At 64.6% G+C, this 19,643-nt stretch carries 18 protein-coding genes; 12 read left to right on the top strand and 6 right to left on the bottom strand.

Annotation, left to right across the window (positions count from 1 at the left end):
* Positions 1-4: 4 nt before the first annotated feature.
* Positions 5-1,480, top strand: a complete 1,476-nt coding sequence (locus AAIH46_RS01830; protein WP_430304962.1) for a PQQ-dependent sugar dehydrogenase — start codon at positions 5-7, stop codon at positions 1,478-1,480.
* A 78-nt stretch (positions 1,481-1,558) separates the two neighbouring features.
* Here AAIH46_RS01830 and AAIH46_RS01825 read toward each other — a convergent pair whose 3' ends face one another.
* Both AAIH46_RS01825 and moaA read right to left on the bottom strand, forming a co-directional pair.
* Positions 1,559-2,359, bottom strand: a complete 801-nt coding sequence (locus tag AAIH46_RS01825) for an endonuclease/exonuclease/phosphatase family protein (RefSeq protein ID WP_430303809.1) — start codon at positions 2,357-2,359, stop codon at positions 1,559-1,561.
* A gap of 46 nt (positions 2,360-2,405) precedes the next feature.
* On the bottom strand, positions 2,406-3,458 hold the full coding sequence (moaA, locus tag AAIH46_RS01820) for a GTP 3',8-cyclase MoaA (protein WP_430303808.1): 1,053 nt from the start codon (positions 3,456-3,458) through the stop codon (positions 2,406-2,408).
* A gap of 130 nt (positions 3,459-3,588) precedes the next feature.
* Between moaA and AAIH46_RS01815 the strand changes: the two genes are divergently transcribed.
* The 3 genes from AAIH46_RS01815 to AAIH46_RS01805 all read left to right on the top strand — a co-directional run bounded on the left by AAIH46_RS01815 (position 3,589) and on the right by AAIH46_RS01805 (position 5,869).
* On the top strand, positions 3,589-3,975 hold the full coding sequence (locus AAIH46_RS01815; RefSeq protein ID WP_430303807.1) for a gamma-butyrobetaine hydroxylase-like domain-containing protein: 387 nt from the start codon (positions 3,589-3,591) through the stop codon (positions 3,973-3,975).
* A gap of 3 nt (positions 3,976-3,978) precedes the next feature.
* Positions 3,979-5,193: a low temperature requirement protein A gene (locus tag AAIH46_RS01810; RefSeq protein ID WP_430303806.1), complete on the top strand. Its 1,215-nt coding sequence runs from the start codon at positions 3,979-3,981 to the stop codon at positions 5,191-5,193.
* Positions 5,194-5,260: 67 nt separating this feature from the next.
* A complete protein-coding gene (locus AAIH46_RS01805) occupies positions 5,261-5,869 on the top strand; it encodes a pyridoxamine 5'-phosphate oxidase family protein (protein ID WP_430303805.1) in 609 nt (202 codons plus the stop codon).
* 40 nt (positions 5,870-5,909) lie between these two features.
* Here the strand turns inward: AAIH46_RS01805 and AAIH46_RS01800 are convergent, their stop codons facing one another.
* Both AAIH46_RS01800 and fumC read right to left on the bottom strand, forming a co-directional pair.
* Positions 5,910-6,980, bottom strand: coding sequence for a GGDEF domain-containing protein (locus AAIH46_RS01800; RefSeq protein ID WP_430303804.1), 1,071 nt, complete (start codon positions 6,978-6,980; stop codon positions 5,910-5,912).
* A 275-nt stretch (positions 6,981-7,255) separates the two neighbouring features.
* Positions 7,256-8,644 carry a class II fumarate hydratase gene (gene fumC, locus AAIH46_RS01795; RefSeq protein ID WP_430303803.1) on the bottom strand — a complete coding sequence of 463 codons (1,389 nt, stop codon included), beginning with the start codon at positions 8,642-8,644 and terminating at the stop codon, positions 7,256-7,258.
* Positions 8,645-9,179: 535 nt separating this feature from the next.
* Between fumC and AAIH46_RS01790 the strand changes: the two genes are divergently transcribed.
* The gene (locus AAIH46_RS01790) at positions 9,180-11,024 is read left to right on the top strand and encodes a L,D-transpeptidase family protein (protein ID WP_430304961.1); all 1,845 of its coding nucleotides are present in this window, start codon (positions 9,180-9,182) and stop codon (positions 11,022-11,024) included.
* A gap of 108 nt (positions 11,025-11,132) precedes the next feature.
* Here AAIH46_RS01790 and AAIH46_RS01785 read toward each other — a convergent pair whose 3' ends face one another.
* Both AAIH46_RS01785 and AAIH46_RS01780 read right to left on the bottom strand, forming a co-directional pair.
* Positions 11,133-11,846 (bottom strand): HAD family hydrolase, encoded by a 714-nt coding sequence (locus tag AAIH46_RS01785; RefSeq protein WP_430303802.1) that lies wholly within the window; start codon positions 11,844-11,846, stop codon positions 11,133-11,135.
* Between the two features lie 80 nt (positions 11,847-11,926).
* Positions 11,927-12,319 (bottom strand): VOC family protein, encoded by a 393-nt coding sequence (locus AAIH46_RS01780; protein WP_430303801.1) that lies wholly within the window; start codon positions 12,317-12,319, stop codon positions 11,927-11,929.
* Positions 12,320-12,532: 213 nt separating this feature from the next.
* Here AAIH46_RS01780 and rpiA point away from each other — a divergent pair, with 213 nt between their 5' ends.
* The 7 genes from rpiA to AAIH46_RS01745 all read left to right on the top strand — a co-directional run bounded on the left by rpiA (position 12,533) and on the right by AAIH46_RS01745 (position 19,572).
* A complete protein-coding gene (gene rpiA / locus AAIH46_RS01775) occupies positions 12,533-13,228 on the top strand; it encodes a ribose-5-phosphate isomerase RpiA (RefSeq protein WP_430303800.1) in 696 nt (231 codons plus the stop codon).
* Positions 13,229-13,246: 18 nt separating this feature from the next.
* Positions 13,247-13,810 (top strand): DUF2059 domain-containing protein, encoded by a 564-nt coding sequence (locus tag AAIH46_RS01770; RefSeq protein WP_430303799.1) that lies wholly within the window; start codon positions 13,247-13,249, stop codon positions 13,808-13,810.
* A gap of 144 nt (positions 13,811-13,954) precedes the next feature.
* Entirely contained in the window at positions 13,955-15,349 is a 1,395-nt protein-coding gene (gene gor / locus AAIH46_RS01765) for a glutathione-disulfide reductase (protein ID WP_430303798.1), read from the top strand.
* A 195-nt stretch (positions 15,350-15,544) separates the two neighbouring features.
* Positions 15,545-16,918, top strand: a complete 1,374-nt coding sequence (locus AAIH46_RS01760) for a class II 3-deoxy-7-phosphoheptulonate synthase (RefSeq protein ID WP_430303797.1) — start codon at positions 15,545-15,547, stop codon at positions 16,916-16,918.
* 128 nt (positions 16,919-17,046) lie between these two features.
* On the top strand, positions 17,047-17,301 hold the full coding sequence (locus tag AAIH46_RS01755; protein ID WP_430303796.1) for a hypothetical protein: 255 nt from the start codon (positions 17,047-17,049) through the stop codon (positions 17,299-17,301).
* 71 nt (positions 17,302-17,372) lie between these two features.
* Positions 17,373-17,720 carry a hypothetical protein gene (locus AAIH46_RS01750; protein ID WP_430303795.1) on the top strand — a complete coding sequence of 116 codons (348 nt, stop codon included), beginning with the start codon at positions 17,373-17,375 and terminating at the stop codon, positions 17,718-17,720.
* 178 nt (positions 17,721-17,898) lie between these two features.
* Positions 17,899-19,572, top strand: coding sequence for an NAD+ synthase (locus AAIH46_RS01745; protein ID WP_430303794.1), 1,674 nt, complete (start codon positions 17,899-17,901; stop codon positions 19,570-19,572).
* The last annotated feature ends 71 nt before the right edge of the window (positions 19,573-19,643 follow it).

Raw genomic sequence — 19,643 nt, 5'->3', positions numbered from 1 at the left:
GCTGATGGCCGGTGCGGCCGTGGCGCTCGTTCTTCCGCAGGCTGCAGTGGCGCAGGACGGCGGTTTCGATACGTCGCAGCAGATCGGTCCGGATCCGGTGCTGCCGGAGCCCAGCGCGTCGCTGCTGCCCGACCTGAAGGTCGCCTCGGTAATCGGCTGGAAGGACGGCGAGATGCCGAAGGTCGCCGACGGCCTGTCGATCAGCGTCTATGCCAAGGACCTTGCCAATCCGCGCACCGTCCACACCCTGCCGAACGGCGACGTGCTGGTCATCCAGTCCCAAGGACCGAAGGGCGAACCGACCTCGCGGCCGAAGGACTTCATCCGCGGCTGGATCATGGCCATCTCGCACGGCGATACCGGCGGGCCGAAGAAGGAGAGCAATCTCATCACCCTGCTGCGCGATACCAATCGCGATGGCCAGGTGGACGAACGCCAAGATCTGCTGACCGGGCTCAACTCGCCGTTCGGCGTGGCATTTGCCGATGACACGCTGTATGTCGCGGCAACCGATGCCATCCTCGCCTATCCCTACAGACTGGGCGAGACGCAGATCTCGGCTGAGCCGCGCGTGCTGACGCCGCTGCCGGGCGGGCCGATCGACCACCACTGGACGAAGGACTTGGCACTCAGCCCCGACGGCCAGATGCTCTACGTCTCGGTCGGCTCGAACTCGAACATCGTCGAGAACGGCATCGAGGCCGAGAAGGGCCGGGCGGCGATCTGGCAGGTCGACCGGCAGACCGGGGCGGCACGCGTTTTCGCATCGGGTCTGCGCAACCCGAACGGCCTCAGCTTCAACCCGGCAACAGGCGAGCTGTGGGCGGTCATCAACGAGCGCGACGAGCTCGGCCCGAACCTCGTGCCCGACTACATGACCTCGGTGAAGGACGGCGCCTTCTACGGCTGGCCGTGGAGCTATTACGGCCAGCATGTGGACCGCCGCGTTCACCCGCCGCGTCCGGACATGGTGGAGAAGGCGATCCCGCCGGACTATGCGCTGTCGAGCCATGTGGCGGCCCTCGGGCTGACCTTCTCGACCGGTTCGGCGCTGCCGCAGCCCTATGCCAACGGCGCCTTCATCGGCGAGCACGGCAGCTGGAACCGCGACCACTTCAACGGCTACCGGGTGAGCTTCGTGCCGTTCGAGAACGGCAAGCCCTCCGGCAAGACGCAGGACGTGGTGACCGGCTTCATCGACGGCGACAATGCCCGGGGCAGGCCTGTCGGCGTCGGCATCGACGGCACCGGCGCGCTGCTGGTGGCCGACGATGCGGGCAACACGGTGTGGCGGGTGGCGGCAGCCGACGGTTCGGTGACGCCGCAGCCGCTTGCCACCGACCAGATGCCGACCGGCTCGATCGGCACCGCATCCACCCCGGCAGCTTCGATCCCTGCCGCAGGCGCGACGGGCGGGACGACGCCGGCGCAGACGCAGATCGCGCCGGCCGCGCTGCCGCTCGATCCGCCGAAGCCCTGAGCCGGCGCCCGGCCGCTCAAACAGTAAAGGGTCGCCTTTCCGGCGACCCTTTTTTACGTGCGGGGATGACAGATCCGGTCAGATGGTCAGCACCAGCGGGCAGTGATCCGAGATCTCCGGTTCAACGACGACCGAAAACGTCAGGACCTCGATGCGTTCGTTGACCAGCATGTAGTCGGCGAACCTGCCTTGCTTTGCATAGTGCGACGTGCGCGTGCCTTGAAACCCGCGGCTCGTCACCAGCTCCGTGAGCCCCAGCCGGCCGAGGATCGCGAAGGTCTCGCTGTCGGGCTCGACGTTAAAATCGCCGCAGACGATCAGCCCATCGTCGGGTTGAGCGACCCGACGTACCAGGTCCACCAGCCGGTGCGCCTGCTGCCGTCGCGCGGGCGTATCGGTCTTTCCCTGAGGATCACGCAGCCCGTGCATGTGCGCGATGCAGACATATCTCTCGGTCTCGACATCGTAGACACGGATGGCATGCGCGTTGCGCGATCGCGGGTGCTCGCCGTAGCCGTGCGGCGAGAATGCCTTGTGGACAAAGCCCTGGGCCTGCTCGGTTATCGGCAGCGATCTGTGCACGAAGGTTGCCAGTCCCCACTGGGAGGGCACGGCCTGCGCTCCGTCCCAGAGCACGCCCCGGCTCGCCGGGCAGAAGGTCGCCTGATGGTCGGCAAGGGTTCGGGCAATGTCCCGGAAGAAGTTCGCCCGTTGCTGCAGGACATGGTCGCCGTCCCGATAGGTCAGCCAGTCCTTCTCCGTGTCGGGGGTGTGGACCACCTCCTGCAGGCACAGGATGTCGGGCGCTTCGGACCGGAGGTAGGCGGTCAGGTCCTCGTGAAGCTTGCCGCCCCAGCCGTTGAGAGACACGATCTTCATTCCGGCACCTCACGTCTCGCGCGGCGGAAATGGAGCAGGCTTAAGATCAGCCGCCGGTGACGCTCATGTGGCGGGAGACGGCGGGACGGTTGTTGCGGTCGATGATGAAATCATGGCCCTTCGGCTTGCGCAGGATCGCTTCGTCGATGGCGGCCGACAGATAGCCGTCGTCTTCGGAGGCGCGCAGCGCCGTGCGCAGATCTGCCGCATCGTTCTGGCCAAGGCACATGTAGAGCGTGCCGGTGCAGGTCAGCCGGACACGGTTGCAGCTCTCGCAGAAATTATGGGTCATCGGGGTGATGAAGCCGAGCCGTCCGCCGGTTTCCTTCACCTCGACATAGCGGGCGGGGCCGCCGGTCGCGTACGGGATGTCGTTGAGCGTGAAGCGCTGCTCGAGATCGGCGCGCAGCTGCGACAGCGGCAGGTACTGGTCGGTGCGATCCTCGTCGATCTCGCCCATCGGCATGGTTTCGATGACGGTCAGGTCCATGCCGCGGCCATGGGCGAAGCGCATCATCTCCGGGATTTCATGATCGTTGAAGCCCTTGAGAGCCACCGCGTTCAGCTTGATCTTCAGCCCGGCCTTCTGCGCCGCGTCGATGCCTTCCATGACCTTCGACAGCTCGCCCCAGCGGGTGATCTTGCGGAACCTGTCGGCATCCAGGGTGTCGACGGAGACATTGATGCGCCGAACGCCGCAGTCGTAGAGTTCGTCGGCATAGCGGGCGAGCTGCGAACCATTGGTGGTCAGCGTCAGTTCGTCGAGACGGCCGGACTCGATCTGCCGGCCGAGCGCGCGCACGAGAAACATGATGTTCTTGCGCACCAGCGGCTCGCCGCCCGTCAGCCGCAGCTTGCGTACACCCTTGGCGATGAAGGCGGAACAGAGCCTGTCGAGTTCCTCCAGCGTCAGGAGGTCCTTCTTCGGCAGGAATGTCATGTTCTCGGCCATGCAGTAGGTGCATCGGAAGTCGCAACGGTCGGTCACCGAGACGCGCAGGTAATTGACCGCGCGGCCGAAGGGATCGATCATCGGGGCGGTGACAGAGCCGAGGGCAGTGTGATCGCGGGGCGCAGTGACGAGACTGTTCAAGGGCATATTCTCCTTCCTGCAAAATGGGTCTTGATGTCGGCGACGTCAAGTCGGATAGGCTTTTGGACGGCCGGTGCACCGCCCTTGCAGGATGCCGGTACCGCCCCATGTCTCAGAGCAAACGGATGATCGTCCCATGAGCGACACTTTCGACCAGGCCTGGCCCACGGAACTGCGCGTCTCGCAGGATCGTCGCATGCTGATCGTCAGCTTCGACGACGGCGCGCGCTTCGAGCTGCCGGCCGAGATGATGCGGGTCTTGTCGCCATCCGCCGAAGTGCAGGGTCACGGACCGGGCCAGAAGGTGACGGTGCCGGGCAAGCGCATGGTGGCCATCCGCAACGTCGTTGCGGCCGGCAACTACGCGGTGCGGATCGCCTTCGACGACGGCCACGACAGCGGCATCTTCACCTGGCGCTATCTGCGCGAGCTCGGCGAGACGGGCGAGACGCTGTTTGCCGCCTACGAGGCCGAGCTGGCGGAAAAGGGGCTCGACCGCGACGCTCCTTCCTTCGGACGCTGACCGGTGGTGACGGGCAGCGACAGCGATAGCGAGCACTGGCTTCGCGAGGAGGACCAGGAGGACAAGCAGGTCGGCTTTCCCGAGCTGTTCTTTGACCTGATCTTCGTCTTTTCGCTGATCCAGCTGTCGCATTTCATCGCCGGAGAGTTCACGCCGTTCGGGCTGCTGGAGGGCGGGCTTCTGGCGCTGGCCCTGTGGTGGGTGTGGAACCATACGGCCTGGGTAACCAACTGGCTCGACCCGGACCGGGGGCCGATCCGCGCCATGCTGTTCGGGCTGATGTTCTTCGGCCTGCTGATGTCGGCGGCGATCCCGCAGGCGTTTGCCGAGAAGGGACTGATGTTTGCCGGCGCCTATGTGGCGATGCAGCTCGGCCGCTCGCTCTTTGCCATCTACGCCTTCAAGGACGTGCTGCCCTCGGTGCGGCGCAATTTCGTGCGCGTCTCCCTCTGGTTTGCGCTGTCGGCCTGCCTGTGGATCGCCGGTGCCCTGTCGGTCGAGGAGACGCGCCTGATCCTGTGGAGCGTGGCGCTGATCATCGAATATGCGGCGCCGGAACTGCGCTTCTTCGTGCCGGGCTTCGGGCGGTCGCATTCCAGCGACTGGGACATTTCCGGCGAGCACATGGCCGAGCGGTGCGCGCTGTTCGTGATGATCTGCCTTGGCGAAAGCATTCTCGCGATCGGCCGCAGCTTTGCCGAACAGGACCTGTCGGTGCCGGTGATCGCCACCTTCGTCGGCGCCTTCGGGGTGAGCGGCCTGATGTGGTGGATCTATTTCCACTTCGGCCAGGCCAAGGCCAGCCGCGAGATCGAGGAGACGATGGAGCCGGGCGAGGTGGCCCTGCACGTCTTCACCTATGGCCACATGCCGGTCGTCGCCGGGATCGTGCTCTGCGCGGTCTCGTCGGAGCATCTGCTGGCGCATCCGACCGAGGTGACCGATCTGGCGCGAGCCGCTGCCATCCTCGGCGGACCGGCGCTGTTCCTCCTCGGCAATCTCTGGGTCAAGCGGATGACCACCGGACGAATACCCTATTCGCACTGCGCCGGACTGGTGCTGCTCGTGGCCGCGCTGCCGCTGGCGCCAGGACTGGTCGGCGGCTGGGCGGGGCTTGCCGGCGCGCTGGCACTGCTGGTCGTTGCGGTCTGGGAGTACCGGCGGCTGTCGCGCATCCCGCACCAGTCCGACGAGGTGGGAGAGCTGCGCGGCGAGTGACGGCGTGTCTTGCCGCTGTCAATCCGAGTGACTAGTCTGCCGCAAAAATCAATGCGGGAGACATCACATGGGGATCATCGAAAGCGTCGAGCAGTTGCGGTCGATCTACGACGGCTGTTCGGAAGCCTCGCTTGCCAAGGTGGCGGTGCGGCTGACGCCGGAATACCGGCAGATGATCGACGCCTCGCCCTTCGTGGCGCTGGCAACCGTCGGCCCGGAAGGTCTCGACTGTTCGCCACGTGGCGACCTCGGCGGCGTGGTGCGGATCGACGACGAGAAAACCCTGATGCTGCCCGACTGGCGCGGCAACAACCGTGTCGATTCGCTGATCAACATCGTCCGCGACCCGCGTGTGGCGCTGATGTTCCTGATCCCCGGCTCGAACACCGTGATGCGCGTCAACGGCCGGGCCGTGGTGTCGGCCGATCAACAGCTGCTGCAGAGTTTCGAGATGGACGGACGTCATCCGCGCACGGTGACGGTGGTGAGTATCGACGAGGTGTATTTCCAGTGCGCCCGGGCGGTGATGCGCGCCGAGTTGTGGAACGCCGAGCATCACGTGGCGCCCGACAGCCTGCCGACGCCCGGCGCCATGCTGAAGGCCACCAAGGCGGATTTCGACCAGATTACCTATGACCGCGAATGGGCCGCACGCGCCAAGGCCAGCATGTGGTGACCGGCGGGCATTTCTGGTCGGGTGGTCGCATCGGTCGGGGCTACTTCTTGTAGATCAGCCAGCCCTTGCCGGCGTAATCCTTGCGCATGCCGTCCTCGAAGATCATCGTCCGGTTGCGGCCGGCATTCTTGGCGCAGTAGAGGGCCGTGTCCGACTTGACGTAGAGATCGCCGGGATCGACGGCCTGGGTTGCCATGGCAAAGCCCATCGAGACGGTGATCGGCCCGTAATCGACGCCTGTCCGTGAATGGCGGAACGGGCGGATCTCCAGGGTGCGACGAACGCGCTCGCAGAGGCTCATGACCTCCTCGGCGGTATTCCCCTCGACGATCAATGCGAACTCCTCGCCGCCGGTGCGGGCGACGAAGACCTCCTTGCGGACGCTGGAGCGCAGCACGGCGGCGACGGAGGCGAGGATCTTGTCGCCGACCGGATGGCCGTAGCTGTCGTTGACCTTCTTGAAGTTGTCGATGTCGGCGAGCACCAGCGCCGTCAACGGCAGCTTCATCGGGTCGTCGTAGAGGGCGGCGAGCTGCTCGTCGAAGGCGCGGCGGTTCGACAGGTGCGTCAGCGAATCGGTGTTGGCGATGCGCTTGTACTCGTCGAGTTCGCGTCGGACCTGGTCCATCTCCTGCGACCGCCTGGCGACACCCTCGACCGTGCGCTCGCCGCTGGCGATGGTCTCGCCGGTCGCCTGGGTGAGAAGGGCCACGGCGCTGCGCACCAGGTCGGCGGAGAAATTGCTCTTCGAATTGATGCGTTCGGCCGTCTCGCCGAGCAGGCGATTGTAGGTTTCCAGCGAATCCTGCTCCTGACGCAGCAGGATGAGGATGGCTTCGAGCTGGCTCAGCAGCTCGGTATGTGCAGTGTCGACCACCTGCGCCTGACCGGGCCCGAGATGGGCAGAGCAGAGATCATCCAGTTCTTCCTGCGTCGGCCGGCTGCCCAGCAGCGCCAGATCGCGTGTCAGCGCCGGGTTGGTGCCCAGGCAGACTTCGTAGAACAGAGTGTAGTTTCTCGGGATGGGGGCGACGCTCATGGTGCGCATCGCGTGCATGATTTGAGTTGCCACGTCAGAGGCTGGCGCTTTCGGCGCAGAGGCCGTCGTCATTGCTTGCTCCGAGGCTGGGGACTGGAATGATCAAACTATAGTTAAAGCGGAATCATTGGGAAAGACTTAAGAATCAGGCAGGCCGAAAGATACGCAATTCATGAGTTCTTGCAAAGGCTGCACTAATTAGCGCGCCAAATCAGCGGCTTTGGCCAAAACGAAGTATGCGGGATGCAAATCGATTAAATTTTAGGTTGTGCCAAAAAGGCGCAGTCCTGGATCAGGACTTAAAAAGGCGAGGGCCCCGACTGGCGGGACCCTCGCGCAAACGCCCGTTACTTCGGGCCGATCATGTTTTCCGGACGAACATACTGATCGAATTCTTCGTTCGTCAGGTAGCCGCCGCCGACCGCTTCTTCGCGCAGCGTCGTGCCGTTCTTGTGGGCGGTCTTGGCAATCTTGGCGCAGATGTCGTAGCCGAGCCGGCTGTTGAGGGCCGTCACCAGCATCAGCGAATTCTCGACGCCCTTGCGGATGTTGTCCTCGCGGGCCTCGATGCCGACGACGCAGTTGTCGGTGAACGAGACGGCGGCATCGCCGAGCAGCTGCACCGACTGGAGGAAGTTGTAGGCCATCATCGGGTTGAAGACGTTGAGCTCGAAATGGCCCTGGCTGCCGGCAAAGGTGATCGCGGCGTTGTTGCCGAAGATGTGGGCGCAGACCTGGGTGAGGGCTTCCGACTGGGTCGGGTTGACCTTGCCCGGCATGATCGACGAGCCAGGCTCGTTTTCCGGCAGCGACAGTTCGCCAAGGCCGGCGCGCGGGCCGGAGCCGAGGAAGCGGATGTCGTTGGCGATCTTAAAGAGCGCTGCTGCAGCAGCATTGATGGCGCCGTGAGCGAACACCATCGCATCGTGGGAGGCGAGCGCTTCGAACTTGTTGGGTGCGGTGACGAAGGGCAGGCCGGTGATGCCGGCGATTTCTTCGGCGACCTTTTCGGCGAAGCCGACGGGGGCGTTGAGGCCGGTGCCGACGGCGGTGCCGCCCTGCGCCAGTTCATAGAGGCCGGGAAGCGAGACTTCGATGCGCTTGATCGCCGAGGCGACCTGCGCGGTGTAGCCGGAGAATTCCTGGCCGAGCGTCAGCGGCGTCGCATCCTGGGTATGGGTGCGGCCGATCTTGATGATGTGCGCGAACGCCTTGGCCTTGGCATCGAGCGCCTGGTGCAGGTGCTTCAGCGCCGGGATGAGGTGGCGGACGACCTCTTCGGCGCAGGCGATGTGCATGGCCGTCGGATAGGTATCGTTCGACGACTGGCTCATGTTGACGTGGTCGTTGGGGTGGACGGGCTTCTTCGAACCCATCTCGCCGCCCATCATCTCGATCGCCCGGTTGGAGATGACCTCGTTGGCGTTCATGTTCGACTGGGTGCCGGAGCCGGTCTGCCAGACGACCAGCGGGAAATGCGCATCGAGCTTGCCGTCGATGACTTCCTGGGCGGCGGCGATGATCGTCTCGCCGAGCTTGGCGTCGAGCACGCCGAGCGACATGTTGGCGCGGGCGGCGGCTTGCTTGACGATGCCGAGCGCGCGCACGACGGAGAGCGGCTGCTTCTCCCAGCCGATCTTGAAGTTGCCGAGCGAGCGTTGCGCCTGGGCGCCCCAATAGCGGTCGCTGGCAACGTCGATCGGTCCAAAGGTATCGGTTTCGGTGCGCGTGGTCATCGTCTGGCCTCTGTGTGACACGGGTCGTTCGGAAAATGCAGGCGCAGCGGCGAGCCGTCGTCGCCTGCACGGTCGGGCGCGCGAATTACTATACGATTGCATCACGACTGCAAGCACGACAAGGCGCCAAATGAGCGCGTGCGGCGCACAAGGGCGAGGCGGCGCCAAGCGTGTTCGGAATGCCACGCTCGTCATTTATCGCAGCCGCGAAGAGCCGGAACCTGGCAACCCGGCGACGCGTTAAAGCCGCCGTCAGTAAAAATTTAACCAATAGTTTCTTAATCTTCCGGAAACGATAAGGCGCCGGACGGCTCTCGAGGAGCCTAACGGAGGCCGTCTTTCGTTTGCTTTTCACGCCGCGCTCTATCCGCTAGACAGGCGCGGACAACATATAAAAGCCCGCTGATTCAAGGCTTACAAGGTGACGGGGAAGACATTGCCGCACGCCCAGAAAACGACCAGTTTCGCTCTTGCTCTGCTCTCAGGCATCTCCTTCGTTGCAATCGCCGCTCCGCCGGCCCAGGCGCTGACCCTGATGGACATGCTGCGCGGCAAGCGCGAAAGCATCCAGGAACAGGTGGAAAACCGCAGCACCACCGTCTCGCCGGCGACCCAGCGTCAGGCGGACCGGAGTGATCCGGAACCGCTGCCGAAGATTTCCGGGCCGCGCTACTACACCTACAAGACCGATCCGATGCGCCAGGTGAAGACCGGCGCATTCGCGGCCGCCACTGCGACCGACGCAACGCGCTTCCTGGCGCAGGCGAAGGTCAATGCACCGGCCGACGTCGCAGAGGCGGTTGAAGCCTATTACAGCAAGAACGGTACGCCGCTGTTCGTCGAGAACGGCGACGTCAACGAGCGGGCGCATACGGTTCTGGCGGTGCTGGCAAAGGCCGGCGAATACGGTCTCGACCCGGCCGACTATCGCCTCGACGTGCCGATGCTGACGACGGCAAGCGTCACCGACGATGCGGCAAAGCCCGCCGTCGCCGATGTCGCCATCGATGCGGTGCAGGCCGCGACCTCGCCCGCCGATGCGGCAGCCGCGACCGTTACGCCTGCGTCGCCTGCCGAGCAGCACGACAAGGACCTGATGCAGTTCGAACTGGCGCTGTCGGCCAAGGCCGTGCTGTTTGCCCAGGACATGGCCCGCGGCCGCATCGATCCGAACCGGATTTCCGGCTACCACGACCTGAAGCGCCGCACGGTAAACCTTGCAACGGTTCTGCCGTTCGTCGGCACGGCGCCGGACGCCGGTGCGTATCTTGCAAGCCTTGCGCCGACCAGCCCGCAGTTCCTGGCGCTGAAGGCCGAACTCGACCGGCTGCGCGCCGAAAGCAAGACCGCCGAGACGGAAGTGCGCATTCCCGAGGCGCTGGTGCTGAAGCCCGGCAACCAGAGCGAGGATCTGTCGAGCGTCATCTCGGCAATCCAGAAGCGTGGCTCCGAGACGCTGAAGACCGAGTATGCGGCAACCTTCGCCTCCTACCAGCATACGCCGGACTATGCGCCGGAACTCGTCGACCTGGTGAAGGGCTTCCAGAAGGAAGTCGGGCTGAAGGCCGACGGCGTGATCGGACCGGCAACGCTGCGCGCCATGGCCGGCCATTCCGACCAGAGCAAGATGGACAAGCTTGTCGTCGCCATGGAGCAGGCCAAGTGGCTTCCCGATGACCTGGGCAGCCGCTACGTGCTGATCAACCAGCCGGCCTACCGCGTCTACTACCACGACCACGGCCAAGAACAGTTCTCCATGCGCATCGTGGTCGGCTCGAAGTCGAACCAGACCTACTTCTTCCAGGACGAGATCCAGACGGTGGAACTCAACCCCTACTGGGGCGTGCCGCAGTCGATCATCGTCAACGAGATGCTGCCGAAGCTGCGCAAGGATCCGAACTATCTCGACCGTCTCGGCTACCAGGTGGAAGTCGGCGGCAAGGCCGTCGCCTCCAGCTCGGTCAACTGGTACGGCTCGACGCAGTCGATCGCCGTGCGCCAGCCGCCGTCGAGCGACAATGCGCTGGGCGAGCTGAAGATCCTGTTCCCCAACGCGCATGCCATCTACATGCACGACACGCCCTCCAAGAGCTTCTTCCAGCGTGACATGCGGGCGCTCAGCCATGGCTGCGTGCGCCTGGCGGAGCCGCGCAAGATGGCGGCAGCCGTGCTCGGCATCAGCGAGCAGGAGGTCGGTACCAAGATCGCTCAGGGCAAGAACCTGGCGATGACGGTGCCGCAGAAGATCCCGGTCTACGTGGCCTACTTCACCGCCTGGCCGAACAAGGACGGCAAGGTCGAGTTCTTCGACGACGTCTACGGTCGCGACGAGGCGGTGGTGAAGGCATTGCAGGCAACCAGCAAGGCGCGCGGCGCCTGAGCCTGAAGCCCTGATCCGCTGACGACAATCAATAGAACCGCCCGTGGCCATGCCGCGGGCGGTTTTTCTTGTGGGTCGTCGGTATAGGCGCGATCCGGCTGGCGCGGCTCAGGCAGCCTTGGCGAGTGCCAGCGCCTGCAGCACCATGTCAGCCGTCAGCTCGTCGAAGTGGGTGATGACCCGGGTCGGGTTCAGCGTCTCGACCGCGACGTCCGAGTAGCCGAAGGTGACGGCGATCGAGGCGATGCCGGCATTGCGGGCGGCCATGATGTCGTTGATGCTGTCGCCGACCATCAGGCTGGTGGCGGCATCGCCGCCGGCCCGCTCGATGGTGCCGAAGAGATGACGGGCATCGGGCTTGCGAACCGAAAACGTATCGCCACAGGTGATGGCGGCAAAGCGGTGGGTGAGGCCCAACGCATCGAGCAGCGGCAGCGTCAGTTGCTCGACTTTGTTGGTGCAGACGGCAAGCCGCATGCCGGCCGTTTCCAGCCGGTCGAAGCAGGCGAGAAGCCCGTCGTAGGACCGGCTCTGGCCGGGCATATGGTCCTTGTAGTGGCTGAGAAACCGCTCAAGCAGCGGTTCGACATCGGCCTCGTCGAGGGGTTCGCCGCGCAGGTCGAAGGCACGCCGGATCATTACCCGGGCGCCCTGTCCGACGAGATGCGTCAGGTCTTCGAAGGTGGTCGGCGCAAGGCCGCGGGCAGCGATCGCGTGGTTCAGGCTGTCGATCAGATCCGGTGCGGTATCGATCATCGTCCCGTCGAGATCGAAGACGACAAGGGGTTTCGTCACGGGCAGGGCCTCGCATGTTGAAGACATCGTGCTGCCGGCTTAGAGCGTTTGACGCATAAATGGAACCGGTGGCGGCGTCTTCCGGCGGCTCCGGTGGCAGAAGACGTTCAGGTGCCGCGACAGATGGCGCACAGCTTGTTGCCGTCCGGGTCGCGGACATAAGCGAGATGGACGATGCCGACGCCGGTCTCGCGCGGACCTGGCGGTTCTTCGATCGAGGTGCCGCCGTTGGCGACGGCGGTATCGTGAAAGTCCCGCACCTGTTGCGGCGAGCTGCAGCGAAAGGCGATGGTGCCGCCGTTCGCGGGCGTGGCGACATTGTCGTCGATCGGCTCGCTGACGACGAAACTGCTGCCGTCGTGCCTGTAGAACAGCTGGGCATGGCCGCTAGCGGCGCGGTTCTGCGTCGGACCGGGGGCGCCAAGCGTTCCCAGAACCGCGTTGTAGAAGCGTTCCGAGCGCTCGATGTCGTTGGTTCCGATCATCACGTGATTGAACATGCTGTTTCTCCCGAGGCATTGCTGACTGGCATTCTACAATGGAAGACAGCCGATGGAACGGGAAAAGCAGGGTGGTTGGCCGGGTGCCAGGGCGGTCGGTAGGCATCCCCGGGCACGGCTGCCTGTCACCGCGAATGCTGTGGGCGGGGCCTTTTGTTTGGTCGCCGGGGCGTGTAAACAGCTGACGGCGAAACAGACGGGAGCTTGCGGCGCATGGACGCCCGGGAAATGAAAGTGAAGGCGGCGGAAGTCGCACTTCAGCATGTCGAAGACGGCATGCGGCTTGGTATCGGTACCGGTTCGACGGCAGACGAGTTTGTCCGACTGCTGGCGGAAAAGGTGGCCGACGGGCTGAAAGTGCAGGGGGTTCCGACGTCCGAACGGACGGCGCGGCTCTGCCTGGAGCTCGGCGTTCCGCTGAAATCTCTCGACGAACTGCCGGAGCTCGACCTGACGGTCGATGGTGCCGACGAGGTGGACGGGGCCCTGTGCCTGATCAAGGGCGGCGGCGGAGCCTTGCTGCGCGAAAAGATCGTCGCTTCGGCCTCGCGGCAGATGATCGTCATCGCCGACGAGAGCAAGGTCGTCGAGACGCTCGGCCAGTTCCCGCTGCCGATCGAGATCAATGCGTTCGGCATGACGACAACGAAAATCGCCATCGAACGGCTCGCCGGGAAGCTTGGTCTTTCGGGCGAAATCCGGCTGCGGAAGTCGGGCGACGGACGCTTCACGACGGATGGCGGCCACCATATCTACGACGCATTTTTTGGCCGTATTCCTGATGCAGAGGCACTTGCGACACAATTGAATTCCATCCCCGGCGTCGTCGAGCACGGGTTGTTCATCAACATGGCGTCCTTTGCGATCATTGCCGGGCCGGCGGGTGCGCGGACGCTCAAGGCGAATTAAAGACAGGAGCAATCATCCATGATCAGACATGCGGTTCTTGGCCGTGCGGCCGCTCTCGCAGTTCTCCTCTCCGGCGCCGTGTTCGGCACGTCCGCGGGTGCGCAGGAGATTCCCGCCGATCAACTGAAGGCGGCCAAGGACGTCATCACGTCGCTGAGCGCCACCGAGCGCTACGACGCGATCCTGCCGAACCTCGCCGAGCGGCTGAAGGGCGAATACACGCTCGCCTCGCCGAACTACCAGGATCAGATCGCCAAGGCGGTCGACCAGCAGGCGCTGGCTCTGGCGCCGCGTCGTGCCGACCTGGAGAACGAAGTGGCGTCGATCTTCGCCAAGTCGTTCACCCTTGAGGAACTGAAGCAGATCGCCGCCTTCTACGGCTCGGACGTCGGCAAGAAGTATCTGCAGGCGCTGCCGCTGGTTCAGCGCGAATCGGTTCGCGCCGCAGAAATCTGGGCGAACGGCATTTCCCGCGACCTGACGACGAAGACCACCGAAAGCCTGCGCACCGTGATCGATGCCAAGCCGGTACAGCCGCCGGTCGCCGAAGTCGGCGGCGCCGCCGCAGCGCCGAAGCCCTGAACGGCAGACCCCACGTATCGAGAAGAGCCCGGCATCGTCCGGGCTTTTCTTTTTGGCGCGAGGCATCCTATATGCGCTGAACAGCGGCACGGCTGACAAGCCATTGGCCGTGCCGCAGCATTTTGCCGACGAAGGAGTTTTCCGATGGCCGCTTTCGATTACGACCTGTTTGTCATTGGCGGCGGATCGGGCGGCGTGCGCTCGGCGCGGCTGGCGGCGGGGCTCGGCAAGAAGGTGGCGATCGCCGAGGAATACCGCTACGGCGGCACCTGCGTGATCCGCGGCTGCGTGCCGAAGAAGCTGTTCGTCTACGCCTCGCAATACGGAGAGCATTTAGAGGATGCCGCCGGCTTCGGCTGGACGGTGGGCGAAAGCTCGTTCGACTGGACCCGGCTGATCGAGGCCAAGGACCGCGAGATCGACCGGCTTGAGGGGATCTACCGCCGCAACCTGGAAGGCGCCGGCGCCGAGCTTCTGGAAAGCCGCGCGGAACTGGTCGACGCCCATACCATCCGGCTGGTGAAGACCGATACCACGGTGACGGCGGAGCGCATCGTCATCGCCACCGGCGGGACGGCCAATCCGCACGCCTCGCTGCCCGGCTCGGAATTCTGCATCACCTCGAACGAGGCTTTTCACCTGGAGAGCCTGCCGAAATCCATCCTGATCGCCGGCGGCGGCTATATCGCGGTGGAGTTCGCCAACATCTTCCACGGCATGGGCGTCGAGACGACGTTGATCTATCGCGGCCGGGAAATCCTGTCGCGCTTCGATGCCGACATGCGCCACGGCCTGCACAAGGCGATGGAGGCCAAGGGCATCCGCATCATCGTCACCGACATGATCGAGGAGGTGACGCAGTCGCCGGCCGGCGGACTGACGGCGCGCACCAAGCAGGGGGCGACGCTGGTTGCCGACCAGATCATGCTGGCGCTCGGCCGCGACCCGCACACGCATGGGCTCGGCCTGGAAAAGGCCGGCGTCGAAGTGAACGAGCGGGGCGCCGTGATCGTCGACGCCTATTCGCGCACCAGCGTGCCGCATATCTTCGCGCTCGGCGACGTGACCGACCGGGTGCAGTTGACGCCGGTCGCCATCCACGAGGCGATGTGCTTCATCGAGACCGAGTACAGGAACAATCCGACGGCACCGGATCATGAGCTGATCGCCACCGCGGTGTTCTCGCAGCCGGAGATCGGCACCGTCGGCCTGACGGAAGAGGATGCCGCCAAGCGTTTCGACGAGATCGAGGTCTACCGGGCCGAATTCCGGCCGATGAAGGCGACGCTGTCTGGCCGCGCCGAGAAGATGATCATGAAGCTGATCGTCAATGCCAGCGACCGCAAGGTCGTCGGCGCGCATGTGCTTGGCCACGATGCCGGCGAGATGGCGCAGCTGCTCGGCATCTCGCTGAAGGCCGGCGTCACCAAGGACGACTTTGACCGCACCATGGCCGTGCATCCGACCGCAGCGGAAGAGCTGGTGACGATGTACAAGCCGAGCTACCGGGTGCGTCACGGGCAGCGGATCGACGGCTGAAGAGCGCCAAGGGTCTGCTCGGCAACCGGCGTGCGGGGCCGGTCGAGACGGCCTGACGGACAAGCGATCCGGCGGTGCCGGGGAGACGCCATCGGCGGCAAGAGCCGCCCTAGGCAAGTGAGGCGTTAAGGTTTATAAGCCGCGCCATCGAGACGGCCCCGGCAGACCCGGGCACGAGAACAACGGAACACGGACATGGTACAGAACTGGACCCCGAACACCTGGCGGCAGAAGCCCATCCAGCAGGTGCCGGATTATCCGGACGCGGACGCGCTGGCCGCGACCGAGGCGCAGCTTGCGACGTTCCCGCCCCTGGTGTTTGCCGGCGAGGCGCGCCGCCTGAAGAAGAACCTTGCACAGGTGGCCGAAGGCAACGGCTTCCTGCTGCAGGGCGGCGACTGTGCCGAGAGCTTCGCCGAGCATGGCGCCGATACCATCCGCGATTTCTTCCGCGCCTTCCTGCAGATGGCCGTGGTGCTGACCTTCGGCGCCCAGCAGCCGGTGGTGAAGGTTGGCCGTATCGCCGGCCAGTTCGCCAAGCCGCGTTCGTCCAACATCGAGACGATCGGCGACGTCGCGCTGCCGTCCTACCGCGGCGACATCATCAACGGCATCGAGTTCAACTCGGAGGCGCGCATTCCGAACCCGGAACGCCAGCTGATGGCCTACCGGCAGTCGGCCGCGACGCTGAACCTGTTGCGCGCGTTTGCGATGGGCGGCTACGCCAATCTCGAAAACGTCCACCAGTGGATGCTCGGCTTCGTCAAGGACAGCCCGCAGGGCGAGCGCTACAAGAAGCTCGCCGACCGGATTTCCGAGACGATGGACTTCATGAAGGCCGTCGGCATTACCTCGGAAAACAATCCGGCGCTACGCGAGACGGATTTCTTCACCAGCCACGAGGCGCTGCTTCTGGGCTATGAAGAGGCGATGACCCGCGTCGATTCGACCTCCGGCGACTGGTACGCGACGTCCGGCCACATGATCTGGATCGGCGACCGCACCCGCCAGGCGGACCACGCGCATGTGGAATTCTGCCGCGGCATCAAGAACCCGATCGGCCTGAAGTGCGGCCCGTCGCTGCAGGCCGACGATCTGCTGCGCCTCATCGACATCCTCAACCCGGCCAACGAGGCCGGGCGCCTGACGCTGATCTGCCGCTTCGGCTACGACAAGGTGGCCGACCACCTGCCGCGGTTGATCCGCGCCGTCGAGCGCGAGGGCCGCAAGGTGGTGTGGTCGTGCGATCCGATGCACGGCAACACGATCACGCTCAACAATTACAAGACCCGGCCGTTCGACCGGGTTCTGTCGGAGGTCGAGAGCTTCTTCCAGATCCACCGGGCCGAAGGCTCGCATCCGGGTGGCATCCATGTCGAGATGACCGGCAAGGACGTCACCGAATGCACCGGCGGCGCGCGCGCCGTGACGGCCGGCGACCTGCAGGACCGCTACCACACGCATTGCGACCCGCGCCTCAACGCCGACCAGGCGCTGGAGCTGGCCTTCCTGCTGGCCGAGCGGATGAAGACCGGCCGCGACGAGAAGCGCCTGGCGGTCAACGGCTGAGACAGGACGAGACTGCAGCCATTCGACAAGGGCCGGGGGAAATCTCCGGCCCTTTTTGGTTGGTCGGGGAGCAGATTGACAAGAATGCGGATTTTACGCATTTTCCGATCTGTTGAAGGAGCGTGATGATGGCATCTGCAATCCAGGTTTCGGCCACCGAGTTCTCGCGCGGCTTCGGCAAGTATCGTGAGGAAGCCTTCTCGACGGACGTCATCGAAGTCACGTCCCATGGTCGCGTCATCGGCGGTTATCTGAGCGCCAAGGAACTCGAGCGCTATCATCGCCTGAAGGACAGGGAGCGCCAGGTGCTCCGCGTCGAGGATATCGATGCGGCGCTGCTGGCCGAGATCGAAGCCGCCGAATACGGCGTGCCCGGCGAGTGAACCTGCCCGAGCCAGTTCCGGGGCTCGTGATCAGATACAATTACCTTTGGCATCGCGACAGATTGAAAGGCTTGTCGGAAGGCGACAAGGATAGGCCTTGCGCGATCGTCGTCTCCGCGAGACAGACGGGGCTCGTCGCGGTCGTTCCCATCAGCCACGCCTATCCCGAGCCTGGCGAGGAATTTCGCTGCATCGAAGTTCCCCCCGAAGTTGCAAGCGCAATCGGGCTGGATAGCGCCGTGAACTACGTCAAGCTGGAGATCAATCGGTTCGAGTGGCCCGGCGACCACCTGCGGCCCCTGCCGCACGATCCGACCAGGATCGACTACGGCATGCTGCCGAAAGACTTCTTCGATCTTGTCCGCAAGCGGCTTGCCGACCTGGCGAGAGCGCGGCAGCTGTCGGAAGGCAAGCGGTAGTCCGTCGGGTCCATGAGTACGAGGCGGTTACTCTTATTACGGCGCAGGGGCAGGTGGCGGAGGTGCTCGCGTGAGGCGGCGTGAACAAGCCCGGCTCGGAGGCCGTGATCGCCCGGTTGCCCAAAAAATCACAGCACGAAATGTTGTCGCCTTGGCTGCCGCACGCTAAATCAACGGCATGACCCAGGAAAACGCCCAGACCCTCCGCATCGCGCTCGCGCAGCTCAACCCTGTTGTCGGCGATGTCGCCGGAAACCTGGCCCTGGCCCGCGAGGCCCGCCGCGATGCCGCCCGCGAGGGGGCCGATCTCGTCGTCTTCACCGAGCTCTTCCTGTCGGGCTATCCGCCGGAAGACCTGGTGCTGAAGCCGGCCTTTCTCGATGCCTGCTGGAAGGCGCTGGAAGCACTGGTCGAGGATACCAGGGACGGCGGACCGGGCGTGATCGTCGGCCTGCCGCGACAGGGTCCCAAGGGGCGTCACAACTCGGCAGCGATCGTCGACAACGGCGCCATCCTTGCCTTGCGCGACAAGATCGACCTGCCGAACTACGGCGAATTCGACGAGAAGCGCGTCTTCACCGAAGGCGAGATGCCGGGGCCGGTGAATTTTCGCGGCGTGCGCATCGGCGTGCCGATCTGCGAGGAAATCTGGAACGAACTCGGCGTCTGCGAGACGCTGGCCGAAAGCGGCGCGGAACTGCTGATCGTTCCGAACGGCTCACCCTACTATCGCGGCAAGATGGACGTCCGCCACCAGGTGGTGCTGCGCCAGGTGATCGAGAGCGGGCTGCCGATCATCTACGTGAACCAGAACGGCGGCCAGGACGAGCTGGTCTTCGATGGCGCGAGCTTCGGCTTCAATGCCGACAAGACGCTCGCCTTCCAGATGAGCGAGTTCGAGACGGCGCTGACGGTCACCGACTGGCACCGGCGCGACGGCGTCTGGCGCTGCAGCCAAGGGCCGATGGCGCATATTCCGGAGGACGAAGAGGCCGACTACCGCGCCTGCCTGCTCGGCTTCCGCGACTACGTCAACAAGAACGGCTTCAAATCGGTGGTGCTCGGCCTTTCCGGCGGCATCGACTCGGCCGTTTGCGCGGCGATCGCCGTCGATGCGCTGGGCGAGGAGCGGGTGCGCACCGTGATGCTGCCCTACCGCTATACGTCGGAGGAGAGCTTTTCCGATGCCGCCGACTGCGCCAAGGCGCTTGGCTGCCGCTACGACATCGTGCCGATCTCCGAGCCGGTCGAGGGCTTTCTCTCGGCGCTGTCGGAGATGTTCGAGGGCACCGAGGAAGGCATTACCGAGGAGAACCTGCAGAGCCGCACGCGCGGCACCATTCTCATGGCGATCTCCAACAAGTTCGGTTCGATGGTTGTGACTACCGGCAACAAGTCGGAAATGTCGGTCGGCTATGCGACGCTTTACGGCGACATGAACGGCGGCTTCAACCCGATCAAGGACCTCTACAAGATGCAGGTCTACGGGATCGCCGAGTGGCGCAACGCCCACCTGCCGCCGGGCGCGCTGGGGCCGGGCGGCGAGGTGATCCCGAAGAACATCATCGCCAAGGCGCCGTCGGCCGAGCTGCGGCCCGACCAGACCGACCAGGATTCGCTGCCGCCGTATCCGGTGCTCGACGACATCCTCGAATGCCTGGTGGAGGGCGAGATGGGGACCGAGGCGATCGTTGCGCGCGGCCATGACGCGGCGACCGTGCACCGCATCGAACATCTGCTGTATCTTGCCGAATACAAGCGCCGGCAATCGGCACCGGGCGTCAAGATCACCAAGAAGAACTTTGGCAGGGATCGGCGCTATCCGATCACCAACCGGTTCCGGGATCGGTAATCGTCGGAATGCATAGGATTGGCGGGATGTTGACGCCGCTCTGTCCCGCCGGACATTTCCCCACATAGGGG

Origin of the sequence: Rhizobium sp. 0TCS1.26 (assembly GCF_050455525.1) — a bacterium.
Lineage (GTDB): Bacteria > Pseudomonadota > Alphaproteobacteria > Rhizobiales > Rhizobiaceae > Neorhizobium.
The sequence above is the reverse complement of the archived record's forward strand: the minus strand, read 5'-3'. Positions and strand labels throughout refer to the sequence as shown.